The 15,964-nt window shown below is 74.6% G+C and carries 13 protein-coding genes, 1 tRNA gene and 1 pseudogene; 3 read left to right on the top strand and 12 right to left on the bottom strand.

Going from position 1 to position 15,964, the window contains the following annotated elements; all coding sequences use genetic code 11:
* Nucleotides 1–53 precede the first annotated feature (53 nt).
* From priA to def, 3 genes are all read left to right on the top strand, one after another.
* The gene (gene priA, locus ANAEK_RS03810) at nucleotides 54–2,264 is read left to right on the top strand and encodes a primosomal protein N' (RefSeq protein ID WP_012524829.1); all 2,211 of its coding nucleotides are present in this window, start codon (nucleotides 54–56) and stop codon (nucleotides 2,262–2,264) included.
* A gap of 627 nt (nucleotides 2,265–2,891) precedes the next feature.
* Nucleotides 2,892–5,219 (top strand): DUF4388 domain-containing protein, encoded by a 2,328-nt coding sequence (locus tag ANAEK_RS22590; protein ID WP_232288357.1) that lies wholly within the window; start codon nucleotides 2,892–2,894, stop codon nucleotides 5,217–5,219.
* Nucleotides 5,220–5,313: 94 nt separating this feature from the next.
* Nucleotides 5,314–5,871: a peptide deformylase gene (def, locus tag ANAEK_RS03795; protein WP_012524828.1), complete on the top strand. Its 558-nt coding sequence runs from the start codon at nucleotides 5,314–5,316 to the stop codon at nucleotides 5,869–5,871.
* An 87-nt stretch (nucleotides 5,872–5,958) separates the two neighbouring features.
* On the opposite strand, the gene ANAEK_RS03790 is transcribed toward def, so the two are convergent.
* The 12 genes and pseudogenes from ANAEK_RS03790 to hisA form a co-directional block, all read right to left on the bottom strand.
* Entirely contained in the window at nucleotides 5,959–6,603 is a 645-nt protein-coding gene (locus tag ANAEK_RS03790) for a GPR1/FUN34/YaaH family transporter (protein ID WP_012524827.1), read from the bottom strand.
* A gap of 332 nt (nucleotides 6,604–6,935) precedes the next feature.
* Complete coding sequence (locus ANAEK_RS23595; RefSeq protein WP_012524826.1) at nucleotides 6,936–7,697, bottom strand: ribonuclease HI family protein; 762 nt, start codon at nucleotides 7,695–7,697, stop codon at nucleotides 6,936–6,938.
* Nucleotides 7,698–7,699: 2 nt separating this feature from the next.
* Complete coding sequence (locus tag ANAEK_RS03780; RefSeq protein ID WP_012524825.1) at nucleotides 7,700–8,443, bottom strand: zinc ribbon domain-containing protein; 744 nt, start codon at nucleotides 8,441–8,443, stop codon at nucleotides 7,700–7,702.
* A 36-nt stretch (nucleotides 8,444–8,479) separates the two neighbouring features.
* Nucleotides 8,480–8,552: transfer RNA gene (locus ANAEK_RS03775), tRNA-Ile, on the bottom strand.
* A 53-nt stretch (nucleotides 8,553–8,605) separates the two neighbouring features.
* Complete coding sequence (rpoD, locus tag ANAEK_RS03770; protein ID WP_012524824.1) at nucleotides 8,606–11,023, bottom strand: RNA polymerase sigma factor RpoD; 2,418 nt, start codon at nucleotides 11,021–11,023, stop codon at nucleotides 8,606–8,608.
* A complete protein-coding gene (dnaG, locus tag ANAEK_RS03765) occupies nucleotides 11,020–12,963 on the bottom strand; it encodes a DNA primase (protein ID WP_012524823.1) in 1,944 nt (647 codons plus the stop codon). The genes rpoD and dnaG overlap by 4 nt, the downstream gene beginning before the upstream one ends.
* Nucleotides 12,964–12,996: 33 nt before the next feature.
* Nucleotides 12,997–13,446, bottom strand: coding sequence for a GatB/YqeY domain-containing protein (locus ANAEK_RS03760; RefSeq protein ID WP_012524822.1), 450 nt, complete (start codon nucleotides 13,444–13,446; stop codon nucleotides 12,997–12,999).
* 14 nt (nucleotides 13,447–13,460) lie between these two features.
* The gene (rpsU, locus tag ANAEK_RS03755) at nucleotides 13,461–13,655 is read right to left on the bottom strand and encodes a 30S ribosomal protein S21 (RefSeq protein ID WP_012524821.1); all 195 of its coding nucleotides are present in this window, start codon (nucleotides 13,653–13,655) and stop codon (nucleotides 13,461–13,463) included.
* Nucleotides 13,656–13,782: 127 nt separating this feature from the next.
* Nucleotides 13,783–14,115 carry a phosphoribosyl-ATP diphosphatase gene (gene hisE, locus ANAEK_RS03750; protein ID WP_012524820.1) on the bottom strand — a complete coding sequence of 111 codons (333 nt, stop codon included), beginning with the start codon at nucleotides 14,113–14,115 and terminating at the stop codon, nucleotides 13,783–13,785.
* A 32-nt stretch (nucleotides 14,116–14,147) separates the two neighbouring features.
* Nucleotides 14,148–14,387 (bottom strand): annotated as a pseudogene (gene hisI, locus ANAEK_RS23110) (phosphoribosyl-AMP cyclohydrolase); the annotation flags it as partial.
* A 68-nt stretch (nucleotides 14,388–14,455) separates the two neighbouring features.
* Nucleotides 14,456–15,220, bottom strand: coding sequence for an imidazole glycerol phosphate synthase subunit HisF (hisF, locus tag ANAEK_RS03745; RefSeq protein WP_012524819.1), 765 nt, complete (start codon nucleotides 15,218–15,220; stop codon nucleotides 14,456–14,458).
* 18 nt (nucleotides 15,221–15,238) lie between these two features.
* Nucleotides 15,239–15,955: a 1-(5-phosphoribosyl)-5-[(5-phosphoribosylamino)methylideneamino]imidazole-4-carboxamide isomerase gene (hisA, locus tag ANAEK_RS03740; RefSeq protein ID WP_012524818.1), complete on the bottom strand. Its 717-nt coding sequence runs from the start codon at nucleotides 15,953–15,955 to the stop codon at nucleotides 15,239–15,241.
* Nucleotides 15,956–15,964 lie beyond the last annotated feature (9 nt).

Raw genomic sequence — 15,964 nt, 5'->3', positions numbered from 1 at the left:
GGAGTGTAGCCGATGCACAGCGGAGAGGGGGGAGTGGCTGCTAGACTCCGCGCGTGCTCGTCGAGGTCGCCGTCGCCGCCGCGGTCCGCGGCACCTTCACCTACCGCGTGCCGTCGTCGCTCGCGGCGGAGGTGGCGCTCGGGCAGCGCGTGGCGGTGCCGTTCGGGAGGAGCCGGCGGGCGACGGGCTACGTGGTCGGCTTCCCCGCCGCGCCGCCCGAGGGGTTCGAGCTGCGCGACGTGGTCGAGGTCCTCGATCGGTTCCCGCCGTTCACGCCGAAGCTGGTGGAGCTGCTGCGGTGGGCCGAGGAGTACTACCTCGTGCCGCCCGGCGAGCTGCTGCGGGCCGCGCTGCCGCCCGGCCTGAACGCGCGCCGCGGGGCGCCGGCCCCGACGCGGCGCGGGGTGGAGTACGCCGCCCCGGCGGCCGACGCCGCCGCGTCGCTCGGCGCGCTGGGCCGCGCCGCCGCGCAGCGCGCGGTCCTCGAGTACCTGCTCGCCCGCGGACGGATCCCGGTGGAGGAGCTGCGCGCCGCGTTCCCGCGCGGGCGGCCCGCCCTCTCCGCGCTCGCGAAGCGCGGGCTGGTGACGCTCGAGACCGAGACGCCGGTCGCGACCGCGGGCGTGCTCCCCGCGAGCGCGGCCGCGCCGGCGGCGCTCACCCCCGCCCAGGCGGCGGCGCTGGCGGAGATCGACGCGGCCGCCGGCACGTTCCAGGCCTTCCTGCTCCACGGCGTCACCGGCTCGGGCAAGACCGAGGTCTACCTGCAGGCCATCGCCCGCGCGCGCGCCGCCGGGCGCGGCGCGCTGGTGCTGGTCCCGGAGATCGCGCTCACCCCGCAGCTCTCCGGCCGCTTCCGCGCGCGCTTCGGCGACGACGTGGCGCTGCTCCACTCCGGGCTGTCCGACGCCGAGCGCCACGCCGAGTGGCTGCGCCTCCGCCGCGGCGAGGCGCGGATCTGCGTCGGCGTGCGCAGCGCCATCTTCGCGCCGGTGCAGGACCTGGCGGTGCTGGTGGTGGACGAGGAGCACGACGGGAGCTTCAAGCAGGAGGACGGCCCGGCCTACCACGCGCGCGACCTCGCGGTGGTGCGCGCGAAGCGCGAGGACGCGGTGCTGATCCTGGGCTCCGCCACCCCCTCGCTCGAGACGCTGGAGAACGCGCGCCGCGGCCGGTACCGCAAGCTCGACCTGCCCGCCCGCATCGACGACCGGCCCATGCCGGACGTGGAGCTGGTGGACCTGTCGAAGCTGCGGCGCGCCGGCGTGAGCGGACTGCCCGGCCTGCTCTCGCCGCGGCTCGGCGCCGCACTGGAGGACACCCTCGCGGCCGGCCAGCAGGCCATCCTGTTCCTCAACCGCCGCGGCTACGAGACGCTGGTGGTCTGCGAGGTGTGCGGCGCCGAGGCCCGGTGCCCGGACTGCTCGGTGTCGCTCACCCACCACGCGCGCCGCGGCGTGCTCATGTGCCACTACTGCGGCCGGACGGAGCCGATGGGCGCGCGCTGCGCCGCGTGCGGCGGGGTGCGCTTCGGCGTGGGCGTCGGCACCGAGCAGGTGGAGGCGGCGGTGCGCTCGCTGCTGCCGCGCGCGCGGGTGGCGCGGCTCGATCGCGACGTGGTCTCGAGCGCCGACGACACCGCCGCGGTGCTGGCGCGGTTCGCGCGCCGGGACGCCGACGTGCTGGTGGGCACGCAGATGGTGACGAAGGGCCACGACTTCCCCGGCGTCACCCTGGTCGGCGTGGTGCTCGCCGACACCGCCCTGGCGCTGCCGGACTTCCGCGCCGCCGAGCGCACCTTCCAGCTCCTCACCCAGGTGGCCGGGCGCGCCGGGCGCGGGGCCGAGGCCGGGCGGGTGATCGTGCAGACGTTCAACCCCGCCACGCCGGCGGTCGCGCTCGCCGCCACCCACGACTACGCCGCGTTCGCGGAGGGTGAGCTGGAGCGGCGCCGCGCGTTCGGCTACCCGCCCTACGGGCGGATGATGGCGGCGCGGGTGGAGGGGACCGAGGACGGCGCGCGCCGCACCGCGGAGGCGCTGGCGCAGGCGGCCCGGCCGGCGCTCGCCGGCGAGGTGGCCATGCTCGGCCCGGCGCCGGCCGCCATCGAGCGGATCCGCGGGAAGAGCCGCTGGCACCTGCTGTTCCGCGCCCCCTCGCCGCCGCCGCTGTTCCGGGTCCACGCCGCGCTGGCGCGGGTGGCGCAGCGGCCTCCCGGCGGCGCCGCGATCCGCTTCGACATGGACCCGTACTCGATGTTGTAGGTCCGGCACGCACGCCCGCCGGCGGCGCGGCGGCGGCTTGGTCGCCCGGCGAGCCCGATCCATAATCCCCGCGCTTGCCCCGGATCCTCCTGGTCGACGACGACATCGCCGAGATATCGGCCGTGAAGCGCGTGCTCCTGCGCGCGGGGCACGCGCCGGCGCTCGCCACCAGCGCCGCCGACGCGCTCGCCGCGCTGGAGGGGGCCGCGCCCGACCTCGTCGTGCTCGCGGCCGCGTGCGACGGCGGCGAGGCGCTGGCGCTGGCGCGGCGCGTGGCGGAGGACGCGGCGACCGCCCACGTCCCGATGATCATCGTGGGCGAGGCCGACCCGCTGCCGCGCGGCGCGCGGCGCCTGCCGCGCCCCATCGACCCGGCGCAGCTGCAGGAGGAGGTCGCGGCCCGGCTCGGACCTGCGGCCGCCGCGCCCGCGCCGCGGTCCACGGCCCCGGCGGCGCCCGCGCGCCCCGCCCCGGCGGGCGCCGCGGGCGCGGATCCCGGCGCCGCCCGGCGCGCCGCCGCCGAGGCGCTGCGCGCGCGGGCCGAGGAGCTGCGCCGGAGCGGCGGCGGACCGGCCGTGCCGGCGCCGCCGCCCCGCGCCGGGGCGACCGCCGCACCGAAAGCCGGCCGTGCCGGGACCGGCCGCGCGCCCCGAGGTGCCGGCCGCGTCGCCGGCCGGGCGTGGCGCGCCGGAGCCCGCGCCGAAGCGGGCCGCCTCCGCCGCACCCGCGGGCCCGCGCGCGCCGGCCCGCGCCGGGCGCCCCGGCGCGACCCCGGCCGCCGGCGCGCGTGCGGCGTCCGGTCCCACGGACGGCCTCGACGCGCTCGCCCCGGCCGAAGCGCTCGCCGGCGCGCTGGCCGCCGGGCCGGCGACCGGGGGCGACCTCGGCCTCGCCGACGAGGACGGGCTGGACGCGCTGCTGCGCCGGCTCGAGGCGGGCGACGACGTCTCGGGGCCGGATGAGGCGTCGCCGCCGGACGCGGCCGACCGCGCCGTCCAGGCGCTGGCCGAGCTGTTCGACGACGCCCCCCTGCCCGCGCCGGCGCCGGCGCGCGCGCCGCCGTCCGCCGAGGCCCCCCGTCACCGCGAGCCGCCGCGCGCCGAGGCCGCGCCACCCCACGCCCCCGCCGCCGCCGCCCGTGCACCCACCGCCACTCCCGCCGCCGCGGCCGCCCGCGCACCCGCCGTCACTCCCGCCCCGGCCGCCGCGGCGCGCGCCGGGGCGCCCGCGCGACCGGGCGGCGAGCTCCGCGCGGCAGCGGACGCCGCGGCCGCTCGCGCCGCGGAGCGCGACGCCCGGGCCCGCGCCGAGGCCGAGCAGGAGGCGCTCCGCGCCCGCGGGGCGGAGGAGAAGGCCGCCGCCGAGGCCGAGGCCCGCCGCCGCGCCGAGGAGGAGCTGCAGCGCGTGCGCGCGCAGCTCGAGGACGAGCGGCGCAGCGCGGAGCAGCGCCTCGCCACGGTGATGGAGCGCGCCGCCGCCGAGGAGTCCGCGGCGGAGGAGCTGCGCCGCGTCGCGGAGGAGGACGCCCGGCGCCGGGCCGAGGAGGAGGAGGAGAAGCTCCGGGCCGCCATCGCGAGCGCGCGCGCCGAGATGGAGGGGCTGCGCCGCCGCGGCGAGGAGGAGGCGCGCCGCCGCGCCGAGGCGGAGGCCGAGCTGCGCCGCCTCGCCGAGCTGTCCCGCCCTCCGGCCGCCGTGCCGCCGCGGGCGCCCGCCGGGTTCCCGTTCCCACCGGCGCCGCCCGTGCCCGCGCCGGCGGAGCCGTTCCTGCCGAGCTTCGAGCCGCCCGCGCCGGCGGCCCCCGCCCCTCCCGACCCGGCCGAGGACGCCGCCCGCCGCCGCGTGGCCGCGCTCCGCGGCGCCGCCCCCGCCGCCCCCGCGCCCCGGCCCGCCGCCGCGCCCGCAGCCGACGACGACGCGGCGCCCGCGCCGCCGCCGGCCGAGCTGCGCGCCGGGACGCTCGCCGACCTCCCCGCGCCGCGCCTCCTCGCGCTCGCCGCCCGTGCTCGGCTCGCCGGCCGGCTCGACTTCCAGGGCGAGCTGGCGCGCTCGCTGTGGTTCGAGGACGGCCGCGTGGTGGGCGCCTCCAGCGCGGATCCCGCTGAGCGCGTCGAGGAGCTGGCGCTGCGCTTCGGCCTCGTCACCCGCGACCAGCACCGGCAGGTGGCGGCGGCCGCCGCGGCGCTGCCCACCCGCCGCGCCGCGCTGCTGCTGCTCGAGCGCGGCTTCCTGAAGCCGACCGAGCTCACCGGCCTCGCCCGGCGCCGCACCGAGGAGGTGGTCTCCGGCGTCTTCGCCGACGGCGCCGCCCGGTTCCGCTGGGTGGCGCAGGCGGTCCCGGCGGACGAGCGCACCGCGCTGGAGCGGGGCCCGCTGGCCCTCGCCGTGGAGGGGGTGCGCCGCCGCTGGCGCGCCGCCGAGGTGGAGGCGCTGCTGGGAGGGCCTGGCACGCTGCTCGGGCCGGCCGAGGACGCGCCGGACGAGGCGGAGCTCGGGCTCTCGGCCGAGGAGCGGCGCGTGGTGGCGCTCGCCGACGGCCTGCGCACGCTCGACGAGATCGTGCAGGAGAGCCCGCTCGACGGCCTCTCCACCCGCCAGGCGCTCGCGGCGCTGGTGGCGGTGGGCGCCCTGTCCGTGCGGCTGCTCCAGACCGGCCGGCCGGTGCCGGCCTCCGACGCGATCGATCTCGCCCGCGTCCGGGAGAAGCTCGATCAGGTCCGGCGCGCCGACTACTTCACCGTCCTGGGCGTGGGCCGACTCTGCACGCCGCACGAGGTGCGGGACGCGGCGGACCGGCTGGCCGCAGAGCTGCACCCGGAGCGCTTCGCGGCGCTGCGCGATCCCGCGGTCACCGAGGCGCTGCAGGAGATCCAGCAGGTGGTGCTCGACGCGCGCGACGTGCTGGCCGACGATCGGCTGCGCCAGGAGTACCTGCGCGGGCTCGGCGACGCCCGCTGATCGGGCGGGCGAGCGTCTCCCGGGGCCCCGATTCCGCGGGGATGCGCGGCGGCCCCTTCCCCGTTAGATGTGGGATCCGGTAGAAGGTGCTCGAATGGTTCGTGAAATCGTCATCTGGCCCGACCCCATCCTGAAGGAAGTCGCCCAGCCCGTGGACCGGGTGGACGACGGCATCCGCCGCCTGCTCGACGACATGGCCGAGACCATGTACGCGGCGGACGGCGTCGGCCTCGCCGCCCCCCAGATCGCGGTGAAGAAGCGCGTCATCGTGATCGACACGTCCCCCCGCCAGGAGGGGCAGACGCTCATCCACCTGGTGAACCCCGAGATCGTCCGCGGCGAGGGCGAGCTCACCTACACCGAGGGCTGCCTGTCGATCCCCGGCGAGGCGGAGGACGTGGACCGCTTCGCGCGCGTCTGGGTCCGGGCGCTCGACCGCCAGGGCAAGCCGTTCGAGCTGGAGGCGGAGGGGCTGCTCGCGGTGGCGCTGCAGCACGAGACCGACCACCTGAACGGCACCGTGTTCGTGGACCACCTCTCCAGCCTGAAGCGCGAGCTCATCCGCAAGCGGATGAAGAAGCTGAAGGCGCAGCGCGCCGCCGAGCCCGCCGCCGAGGTGAAGACCGCGGCGCGGCACGAGTCGGCGCTGTAGCGCGACCGGCGGCCCGCGCCGGAACGAGAGACGGCAGGCCCCGCGCGCGGGACCTGCCGTTCTCGCGTCTCGGGGGCGTGGCCCTGGCTACAGCTCGCCGATGGGCAGCACCTTCCGCCCGTAGACCTCGTTCAGGATCTGCGCCGCGCCCAGGTAGATGGCGCCCAGGCCGCAGGCGATGCCCTCGTACCCGGCGATGCGGGTGATGGTGGCGTTGCCGGTCGCGTCGCCCAGGCCGAGCAGGATGAACAGCACCACCAGCGCGAAGAAGACCAGCATGATGGTGCGGTTCATCTTGAGCGTCGCGATGAAGAGCACGATCGAGAACAGGCCCCAGATGAACAGGTAGGCGGCCATGGCGTTCTTGTCCGAGGCGTCGGCGATCCCGAAGCGCGGCATGACGATGAGCGCCACCAGCGAGATCCAGAAGAAGCCGTACGACGTGAACGCCACCATGCCGAACGTGTTCTTCTTCTTCCACTCCATCACGCCGGCGATGATCTGGGCGAGGCCGCCGTAGAACAGGCCCATCGCCAGGATCATGCTGCCGATGCCGATGACGCCGGCGTTGTGCAGGTTGAGCAGCACGGTGGTGAGCCCGAAGCCCATCAGCCCCAGCGGCGCGGGGTTCGCGGTGGTGTCCTTGATGACCGTCTCCGCCAGCGCCGCCGCCTGGCCGAGATCGATGCTGGGGATCTGGGGGATCGCCTTCGCCGTCTGCACGTCCTTCATTCCGTCGCCTCCGGGATCGGGTGGGTTCCGGAGCCCATAGCACGTGTTGCGCAATGACTTGAACGGCGGACGCACTTTTATGCGCAATCCACGTGACGCGCGTCAAATGAAATGGAAGGCTGCGGTCGACGTCTCGCCGCAGCGCACGGGATGCGCGCACGGGCTGCGGACGCGCCCCGGCGCGACGCGGGTTTCGCGCAGCCGGTGCGCCGCGGGCGCGATGGGGTGCGCGCGCGCGACCGCGCGCCGCGGGCGGCGCCGCGGGGCGCGAACGTGAACGGTAGGTGAACCGGGAGCGGCGCCCGCGCGCGGCGGGCGCCGCGTCGACGACGCTACAGCCGCTCGTCGATGGCGCGGTTCGACATCGCGTCCGCGAGCGTGTTCTCCTCGCGCGGCACGTGCCGGACCTGGATGCGGTCGAAGCCGGCGATGAGCGCGCGCGCCTCGTCGTGGAGCGGGCGGAGGTGGTCCGCCTTCACCGCGTAGTCGCCGGCGAGCTGCTTCACCATCAGCTCGGAGTCGGACAGCACCTCGAGCTCCTTGATGCCCATGGCCTTGGCGCGCTTCAGCCCGAGGATGAGCCCCATGTACTCGGCGACGTTGTTGGTGGAGTCGCCCAGGAACTTGCCGATCTTCGCCACGATGTGGCCGTCGGCGTTCACGATGACCGCGCCGGCGCCGGCCGGGCCGGGGTTGCCGCGCGCCGCGCCGTCGGTGAACAGGCGGGTGCACCGGGCCGCCTCGGCGGCGGCCGCGGCGTCGGCGGCGGCGCGCTCGGCCGCCTCGCGCTCGGCGCGCTCCTTCTTGCGCCGGTCGCGCTCCGCCTTGGAGAGGTCCATCGCCTCGTCGAGCTCGGCGGCCGCGCGCTGCGCCGCCTTCTCGACGTCGGACACCTTGCGGACCTTGATGCCCTTCGAGCCCGCGCCGGGGGCCGGCTCGCGCGCCTTCTCCGCCTCCTCCACCCGGTCGGCGGCGGCGGCGAGCAGCCGCCCGAGCGCGTCGCGGTCGTAGCCCGGGTACCGGGCGCGCGTCCGCGGGAGCTCCTCGTTGGCGGCGATGAAGCGGAGCAGCTCCGCGAGGACGGCCTTGGCCACGGCTAGGCCGGCGGCGGCGCCGGCGGGTTGACCGCCTCGGCCGCGTAGATGATGCGGTGGCAGTTCGGGCAGGTCTCGATCGAGTTCGCCCGCTGCAGGGTGATGGCGAGCTGGGGCGGGATGTGCCGGTGGCAGCCGTCGCAGGTCATGCCGATCACCTGCGCGACCGCCACGCCGGCCCGGCGCCGCTTGATGTTCTCGTACTTCGAGAGCAGCCCGGGGTCCACGCGCTTCACCGCCTCGGCGCGCCGGGCGTCGAGCTCGGCTAGGCGCTGCTGGGCGGCCGCCTGCCGCTCCTCGAGGCCCTTCAGCTCGGCCTCGTTCGCCTCCTCGCGCTCGGCCAGCGCGTCGGCCTTGCCCTCGAGCGTCTTCTGGAGCTCGCCGGCGCTCGCGACCAGCGCCTTGATCTGCTCGGACTGGCCGTCGTTCGTCTTCTTCGCGATGTCGATCTCGCGGGAGAGCGCGGCGTACTCGCGGGGCGTCCGGATCTCGCCCAGGCGGCCCTCCCACTTCTTGACCTTGTCCCGCTCCATCGCGAGGAGCGACTCGAGCTGCCGGCGCTCGCGCTCGTTCCCCTCGACGCGGGACTTTTCCTCGTCGTAGGCCCGCCGGGCCTCGGCGACCCGCTGGTCGATCTCGGCGCGCTTCGCCGGGAGGGTCTCCAGCTCAGCCCTGACCTCGTTCGAGTCGAGGTCGATCTGCTGCAACTCCTCCAGCGTCTTCAGCTTCTCACGCAGCGACGACAATGCCGTTCTCCCGTTCTCCCTGCTGGTTGCGACGAGTGGGCCCACCAGGATTCGAACCTGGATCGCATCGGTTATGAGCCGAGCGCTCTGACCGTTGAGCTATGGGCCCGAGGCCCCGGCAGGCACCCTCTATCATATTCGCGTCGCCCGAGACGGGGTCGATCAGCTCTCCACGAAGCTCTTGAGCCGCTTCGACCGCGACGGGTGGCGCAGCTTCCGCAGCGCCTTCGCCTCGATCTGGCGGATGCGCTCGCGTGTGACCTCGAAGTCCTGGCCGACCTCCTCGAGCGTGTGATCGCTCTTCTCGCCGATGCCGAACCGCATGCGGAGCACCTTCTCCTCGCGCGGGGTCAGCGTGGCGAGCACCTTCCTGGTCTGCTCGGCCAGGTTCATGTTGATGACCGCGTCCGACGGGGAGACCAGCGACTTGTCCTCGATGAAGTCCCCGAGGTGGCTGTCCTCCTCCTCGCCGATGGGCGTCTCGAGCGAGATGGGCTCCTTCGCGATCTTCAGGACCTTGCGGACCTTGTCGAGCGGGAGCTCCATCTTCTCGGCGATCTCCTCCGGCGTCGGCTCGCGCCCCAGCTCCTGCACCAGGTAGCGGCTGGTGCGGATGAGCTTGTTGATCGTCTCGATCATGTGGACCGGGATGCGGATGGTCCGCGCCTGGTCCGCGATGGCGCGGGTGATCGCCTGGCGGATCCACCAGGTGGCGTAGGTCGAGAACTTGTAGCCGCGCTTGTACTCGAACTTGTCGACCGCCTTCATGAGGCCGATGTTCCCCTCCTGGATCAGGTCGAGGAACTGCAGGCCGCGGTTCGTGTACTTCTTCGCGATCGAGACCACCAGGCGCAGGTTCGCCTCCACCAGCTCGGTCTTGGCGCGCTCCGCCTTCCGCTCGCCGTCGCCGATCATGCGGTAGGTCCGGCGCAGCTCCTCCACCGGCACCTCCGCCTCCTCCTGCACGCGCAGGATCTTGCGGCCGGCCGAGCGCAGCGTGCGGTCCAGCTCCTCCACCTCGTCGAGCGCGCAGCGGAGCTTCTTGGCGAGCTTCTTCCGCTCGGCCTCGTCCTCGCGCGTCTCGCGGAGCAGGCGCCGCAGGTCCTTCACCGGCACGCCGGTGCGGCGCTCGCAGTCGAAGAACTCGCGCTCCGCCTCCTCCACGCGCTTGATGAAGCTCTTCAGGCGCAGGACGATCCGGTCGATCTGCTTCTTGTTGAGCTGGATCGCCTCGAGGTTCTCCATCATCTCCGCCTCGATGGCGCGGATCTCGCCCTTCAGCTCCTTGCGCTTCACCTCGGAGAGCTTCTTGCCGCCCTGGAGCGTCTCGCGGACCTTGGCGACGTCGCGCTCCAGCTTGCGGATCCGGTCGATGTGCTTCAGCACGTGCTCGACCTTGCGCTCCTCCTCCTTCGGGATGCGGGGCTTCTCCGGCTCGGCGCCCTCGGCCGGCGCGGCGCCGTCGCCGGCCTCGGCCTCTGCGTCCCCCTGACCCTCCGGCGCCTCGGCGGCCTCGTCCAGCTCCTCCTCGGGCTCCTCCGCCTCGGCCTGCTGCTCGTCGCCGGCGTCCTTGATGATCTCGCGGACGCGGATCTTGCCCTTGCGGAGCCGCTCGCCCAGCTCGAGGATCTCGCGGATGGCGATCGACGACGAGAGCACCGCGCCGAGGATCTCCTTCTCGCCCTCCTCGATGCGCTTCGCGATCTCCACTTCGCCCTCGCGCGTGAGGAGGGAGACCGACCCCATCTTGCGCAGGTACATGCGCACCGGGTCGTTGGACTTGCCGTAGCCGGCGTCGTCCTCCTCCTCCTTCTCCTCCTCGGCGTCCGCCTTGGCCTCGGGCTCGGGCGGCTTGTCCGGGAGCTTCATCTTCTTCTCGGCGCCGTCCACGACCTCGATGTCGTGCTCGCCGAACATCGACATGACGTCGTCGATCTGGTCCGAGCCGATGTCCGACGGCAGCGCGTCGTTCACCTCGTCGTAGGTGAGGAAGCCCTTCTCGCGCCCGCGAGCCATGAGCTCCTTCACCTCGGACCGCTCGGTGATGTCGCTCATGTCGTCCTGCGGGAGCTCGTCGAGCTCGTCGTCGTCGTCGTCGCCGTCGTCGGCCTCGGCGCGCTCCGTCTCGGGCTCGGCCTCGTCGGCGGGGCGGCGGTGCTTGCCGGGGCGGCCCGCCGGGCGAGCGGGCTCGGCGGCCGCGGCCTCGGGCGCCTTCTTGCGGGCCTTCTCGGGCTTCTCGCCGGCCTTCTCGTGCCGGTCGGCCTTCTCGGCCTTCTCGTGCTTCTCGACCTTCTCCGGCTTCTCGCGGTCCGCCTTGGCGCGCTTGACCGGCGGCTTCGCCACCGCGCGCGCGGGCGCCCTGGGCGCGGGCTTGGCCTGGCGCTCTTCCTTGCGGCCGCCGGCCTTCGCCTTCTGCTTCGGCGCTGCCTTCTTCACGTGCTTCTTCGCGGCGTGGCCCTTCGTGGTCATCGGCTTCGGCTCCTTCGACGGCTCGGCGGCCCGGTGGTGCTCTTTCGTAACGTTTTTCGGCCGGGTGAGCCCGGCCAATGTATCCAGAATGCTTCGGAGCTTGCCTTTCATCCGGGACGTTCCAGCGAACGCAAGCGTCTCTGCAGGTCGCGGCGCTGGTTGATGAGGCGCTGGGCAGTCACGTCCAGCCCGTCCGCCGCGGCGCTGCCGGCCTTGGTGACCCGCCGCAGCGCCTCCCCGTACTCCTGGTCGAGGCGCTCCAGCGTCGCCTTGACCGCCGCCTTCCGGAGCTCGCGCTCCGCCTCCTCCGGCCTCGGCCGGCCGGGCCCCACCAGCGTGCGGAACCGCCGGGCGGTGGCCTCGTCGGCGCCGGAGGACAGCCGCGCCAGCGCGTCGTCGAGCGCGACCGGCCCGCGCACCAGGTCGCGGGCCAGGTCCGCCAGCGGCCCGGGCGGCAGGAGCTGCGGAAGGCGCTCCTCCTCCGCCACCGGCCCCAGATCGGGGAAGGCGGCCAGCAGCGCCAGCGCGTCCGCGGCCGGGCCGGGCAGCAGCACCCGCACCCTGGCGTGGGCGGGCGGCCCACCGCGCGCCGGCCCCGCGGACGGGGTGGGGCGGGATGGGGCGCCCGAGGGCCGCTCCGGGTGACCCGTCGGGGCGGGCGCCGGGACGCCCGGCCGCCGCCGCTCGGCGGACAGCTCGGTCCTGAGCGCGCCCGGGTCGAGGTCGAGCCGGCGCGCGATCATGTCCTCGAAGACGGAACGCGCGAGACCCTCCGGCATCATCCGCACGAACGGCTCGAGCTCGCGGACCGCGGCGAGCTTCCGCTCGAGCGCGGCCTCCCGCGGCCGGTCGCCGCACGCCCGCTCGACCGCCCGGTCCACCAGGAACTCCGAGAGGGGGACGGCGGCCGTCAGCAGCGCGTCCACCCCGGCGCGCCCGTTCGCGCGGGCGTACTCGTCGGGATCGCTCTTGCCCGCGGCGGACGGGAGCACCGCCACCTTGCCGGCCATGCCCGCCGGGAACAGCGCCTGCGCGGCCTTGGCCGGCGCGGCCAGGCCGGCCACGTCGCCGTCGAACAGGACGGTGACCTCGCGGCAGTCGCAGCGGGAGAGCAGCTCCACGTGCTCGGGGGTGAGGGCGGTGCCGCACACCGCCACCGCGCCGGTCACGCCCACCTGGTGCAGCCCGATCACGTCGAAGTAGCCCTCGACCAGCACCGCGCTGCGCGTCTTGCGGATGGTCTCGCGGGCCAGGTCGAGGCCGTAGAGCACCTTCGACTTCTTGTAGAGCGGGGTCTCGGGCGTGTTGATGTACTTCGCGCCCTGCTCGTCGCCGAGCGCGCGCCCGCCGAAGCCGATGACCTGCCCGTCCATGCCGGCGATGGGAAACATCAGGCGGTTGCGGAAGCGGTCGTACGTGCCGCCGCCGTCCCTCTCCCTCTCGATGACCAGCCCGGCGCGCTGCAGCGCCGCGACCCCGATGCCCTTCTCCTTCAGCCGCGGCGCGAGGTCGTTCCACGCGTCGGCCGCCACCCCCAGCCGGAAGCGCCGGACCGACTCCTCGGTGACGCCGCGCCGCTCGAGGTACGCCCGCGCCGGCGCGCCGAAGCGGCTGGCGAGCCGCGCCGCCCAGTAGCGCGCGGCGGCGTCGCTCGCGGCGAGGACCTCGTTGCGCTCCTTGCGCTTCGCCCTCGCCTCGGCCGAGTCCTCCTCGGCCGCCTCCGGGATCTCGACGCCGACCTCCTGCGCGAGCGCCCTGACCACCTCGGGAAACTCCTTCCCCTCGAGCCGCTGCAGGAACGTGAAGACGTCGCCGTACGCCCCGCAGCCGTAGCACTTGAAGTGCTTGTCCTCGGGGTAGACGTGAAAGCTCGGCGTCCGCTCCCCGTGGAAGATGCAGTTGCCCTTCCACGTCCTGCCCGATCGCTTCAGCTCCATGTGGCGGCCGATCACGGCCACCACGTCGACGCGCTCGCGGATCTGGTCGATGACCGCGTCGGGGATCAGGTTGCGCCTCCGCTGCCGCTCGCGGCACGCACGGCGCCCGGCCACCGCCGGGCGGCCGCGGCCGCCTCACCGCCCGGCCTACTTTCCGGCGAGGCGCGCCTTCACCATGTCGCTGACGGCCTTCCCCTCGGCCCGGCCCTGCACCTCGGGCAGGAGCGCCTTCATCACGGCGCCCATGTCCTTCGGCCCCTGCGCCCCGGTCGCCTGGACCGCCGCGTCCACCTTCGCGCGGAGCTCGTCCTCGGTGAGCTGGGCGGGGAGCCAGGCCTGGAGGATCCGGATCTCCGCCTCCTCCTTGTCGACCAGGTCCTGGCGGTTCCCGGCCCGGTACTGCTCGACCGAGTCGCGCCGGCGCTTGATCTCGGAGGCGATCACGCCCTGCACGCCCGCGTCGTCGAGCGGCTTCATCAGCTCGATCTCGCGGTACTTCACGGCGCTCTTCAGCATGCGGACCACGCTCAGCTTGAGCGTGTCCTTCTCGCGCATCGCGGACTTGAGGTCCGCGTCGAGCCGTTCCTTGAGCGCCATGGCGATGGCCCCGGCTAGAAGCCCTTGCGCATCTTCTTGAGCGCGCGCTTCTTGGCGGCGAGGGCCTTCTTCTTGCGCTTCACGCTCGGCTTCTCGTAGTGCTCGCGCTTGCGGATCTCCGAGAGGATGCCCGCCTTCTCGCACTGCTTCTTGAAGCGCTTCATGGCGTTCTCGAAGGACTCGCCATCCTTGACACGCACTCCGGTCATTCGTTCCTCGGTCTCGCTGATGAGGTAGGAGCTTTTGCTCGCCCTGAAACATGAGGAGCCGGACATCGCGGATGCCCGGCTCTCCACGCGGCTGAATCGCGGCTAATAGTGGAAAACCCCGCGACTGTCAAGGGTTTCCGGTCTTGGGGGCCGGGGGCTGCAGGTGCCGCCGCTCCAGCACGCCGTAGACCTCGGTCGGGGTCACGTCGGCCGACGCGAGCAGCACGTACAGGTGGTACAGCAGATCGGCCGCCTCGTGCGCCAGGTGGTCCTTCGTGTCCTTGCCGTCGAGGAGCGCCTGGTGCGCCTCGTTCACCTCGTAGGCTTCCTCGATGATCTTCCTGCGGATCCTGGCCGGCGCGGCGAGGAGCTTCTTGGTGTAGCTCTCGGCCGGCGCGGCGTCCGCGCGGCGCGACTCGATGGTGGCCCAGAGCTTCGCGAGGAAGCGTTCGTCTGCCATGGGATCTCCTCTCTCTCCGAGAAGCAGCTGCGCGTCCCGGTGTGACACGCCGGGCCGGTCTGGCGCACGACGTAGAGCACGGCGTCTCCGTCGCAGTCCAGCGCGATCGCGCGGATCTCCTGCACGTGGCCGCTCGTGTCGCCCTTGCGCCAGAGCGAGCGCCGGCTGCGGGACCAGTAGGTGGCGCGCCCGCCCTCGGCGGTGGCGACGAGCGCCTCGCGGTTCGCCCAGGCCAGCATCAGGACCGTGCCGTCCTCCTCCTGCGCGATCACCGGGACCAGGCCGCGGTCGTCGAACGCGACCCGGCCGAGCAGGCGGGCGAACGAGCGGGTGGGGCGGCTCACGGCCGCACCTCGATCCCGCGCGCCAGGAGGAAGGCCTTCGCCTCCTGCACGGTGTGCTTGCCGTCGTGGAAGATCGAGGCGGCCAGCGCCGCGTCGGCGATCTGGAGCCCCTCGGCGAGGTGCTCGAGCGTGCCCACGCCCCCGGAGGCGATCACCGGGATGGTGACGGCCGAGCAGACCTGCTCCAGCAGCTCGAGGTCGTAGCCGGCCTGCGTGCCGTCGCGATCCATCGAGGTGAGGAGCAGCTCGCCGGCGCCGCGCGCCGCCACCTCGCGCGCCCAGGCGATGCCCTCCACGCCGGTGGGCTTCGACCCGCCCGCCACGTAGACCTCCCACTCCTGGCGGCCGGCGCCGCGGGGCCGGCGCTTCACGTCGATCGCCACCACCAGCGCCTGCGCGCCGGCGATCCGCGAGAGCCGGTCCACCAGGTCCGGCGCCTTCACCGCCGAGGAGTTCACCGAGACCTTGTCGGCGCCGGCGTGCAGCAGCGCCACGAAGTCCTCCTCGCTGCGCACGCCGCCGCCCACCGTGAGCGGCGCGAACACGCGCGCGGCGGTGCGGGTGACGAGGTCGAGCAGCGTGCCGCGGTTCTCCTGCGTCGCGGCGATGTCGAGGTACGTGACCTCGTCGGCGCCCTGCGCGTCGTAGCGCGCGGCCGCCTCCACCGGATCGCCCGCGTCGCGCAGGTTCTGGAACTTGATCCCCTTGACCACGCGCCCGGCCTTCACGTCGAGGCAGGGGATGATGCGCTTCGCCGGCATGCGGTGCCCTTCCCTCTCCTACTCCGCCGCGGCGCGCACCGCCTCGGCGAGCGCGATCCGGCCCTCGTACAGCGCCTTGCCGACGATCACGCCGGCCAGCCCGGCGGCGCGGCAGGCGCGCACGTCGTCGAGGCCGGCCACGCCGCCCGAGGCGACCACCTGCACGCCGGCCTCGGCCTGCAGCCGCGCCGCGCCCTCGGCGTCCACCCCGGTGAACATGCCGTCGCGGCCGACGTCGGTGTACTCCACCAGCCCGACCCCGGCCTCCTTCACCCGGCGCGCCACCTCGGCCGCGCCGAGCCCGGTGCCCTCCAGCCAGCCGGCGATCTTCACCTCGCCGTTGCGCGCGTCGATGCCGCTGCGCACGCGCCCGGGGAAGCGGGCGCAGGCCTGGCGGACCAGGTCGAGCCGCTCCACCGCCGCGGTGCCGAGCACCACGTACCGCACGCCCAGCTCGAGCACCTTCTCGATGTCCGGCAGCGAGCGCAGCCCGCCGCCCAGCTCCACCTCGGCGCCCGGCACCGCGCAGATGGCGCGGACCGCGTCGAGGTTCACCGGCCAGCCGGCCTTCGCGCCGTCGAGGTCCACCACGTGGATCAGGCTCGCGCCGTCGCGCACCAGCTCGGCGGCCTTCTCGGCCGGATCGCGCGCGTACACGGTCTTGCGGGCGAAGTCGCCCTTCTCCAGCCGGACCACCTCGCCGCCGATGAGATCGATCGCTGGGATGACGAGCATGGCCCCCGC

Origin of the sequence: Anaeromyxobacter sp. K (genome assembly GCF_000020805.1) — a bacterium.
Lineage (GTDB): Bacteria > Myxococcota > Myxococcia > Myxococcales > Anaeromyxobacteraceae > Anaeromyxobacter > Anaeromyxobacter dehalogenans.
Note: the sequence above shows the minus strand (reverse complement) of the source record. Positions and strands in the feature narration are given on the sequence as shown.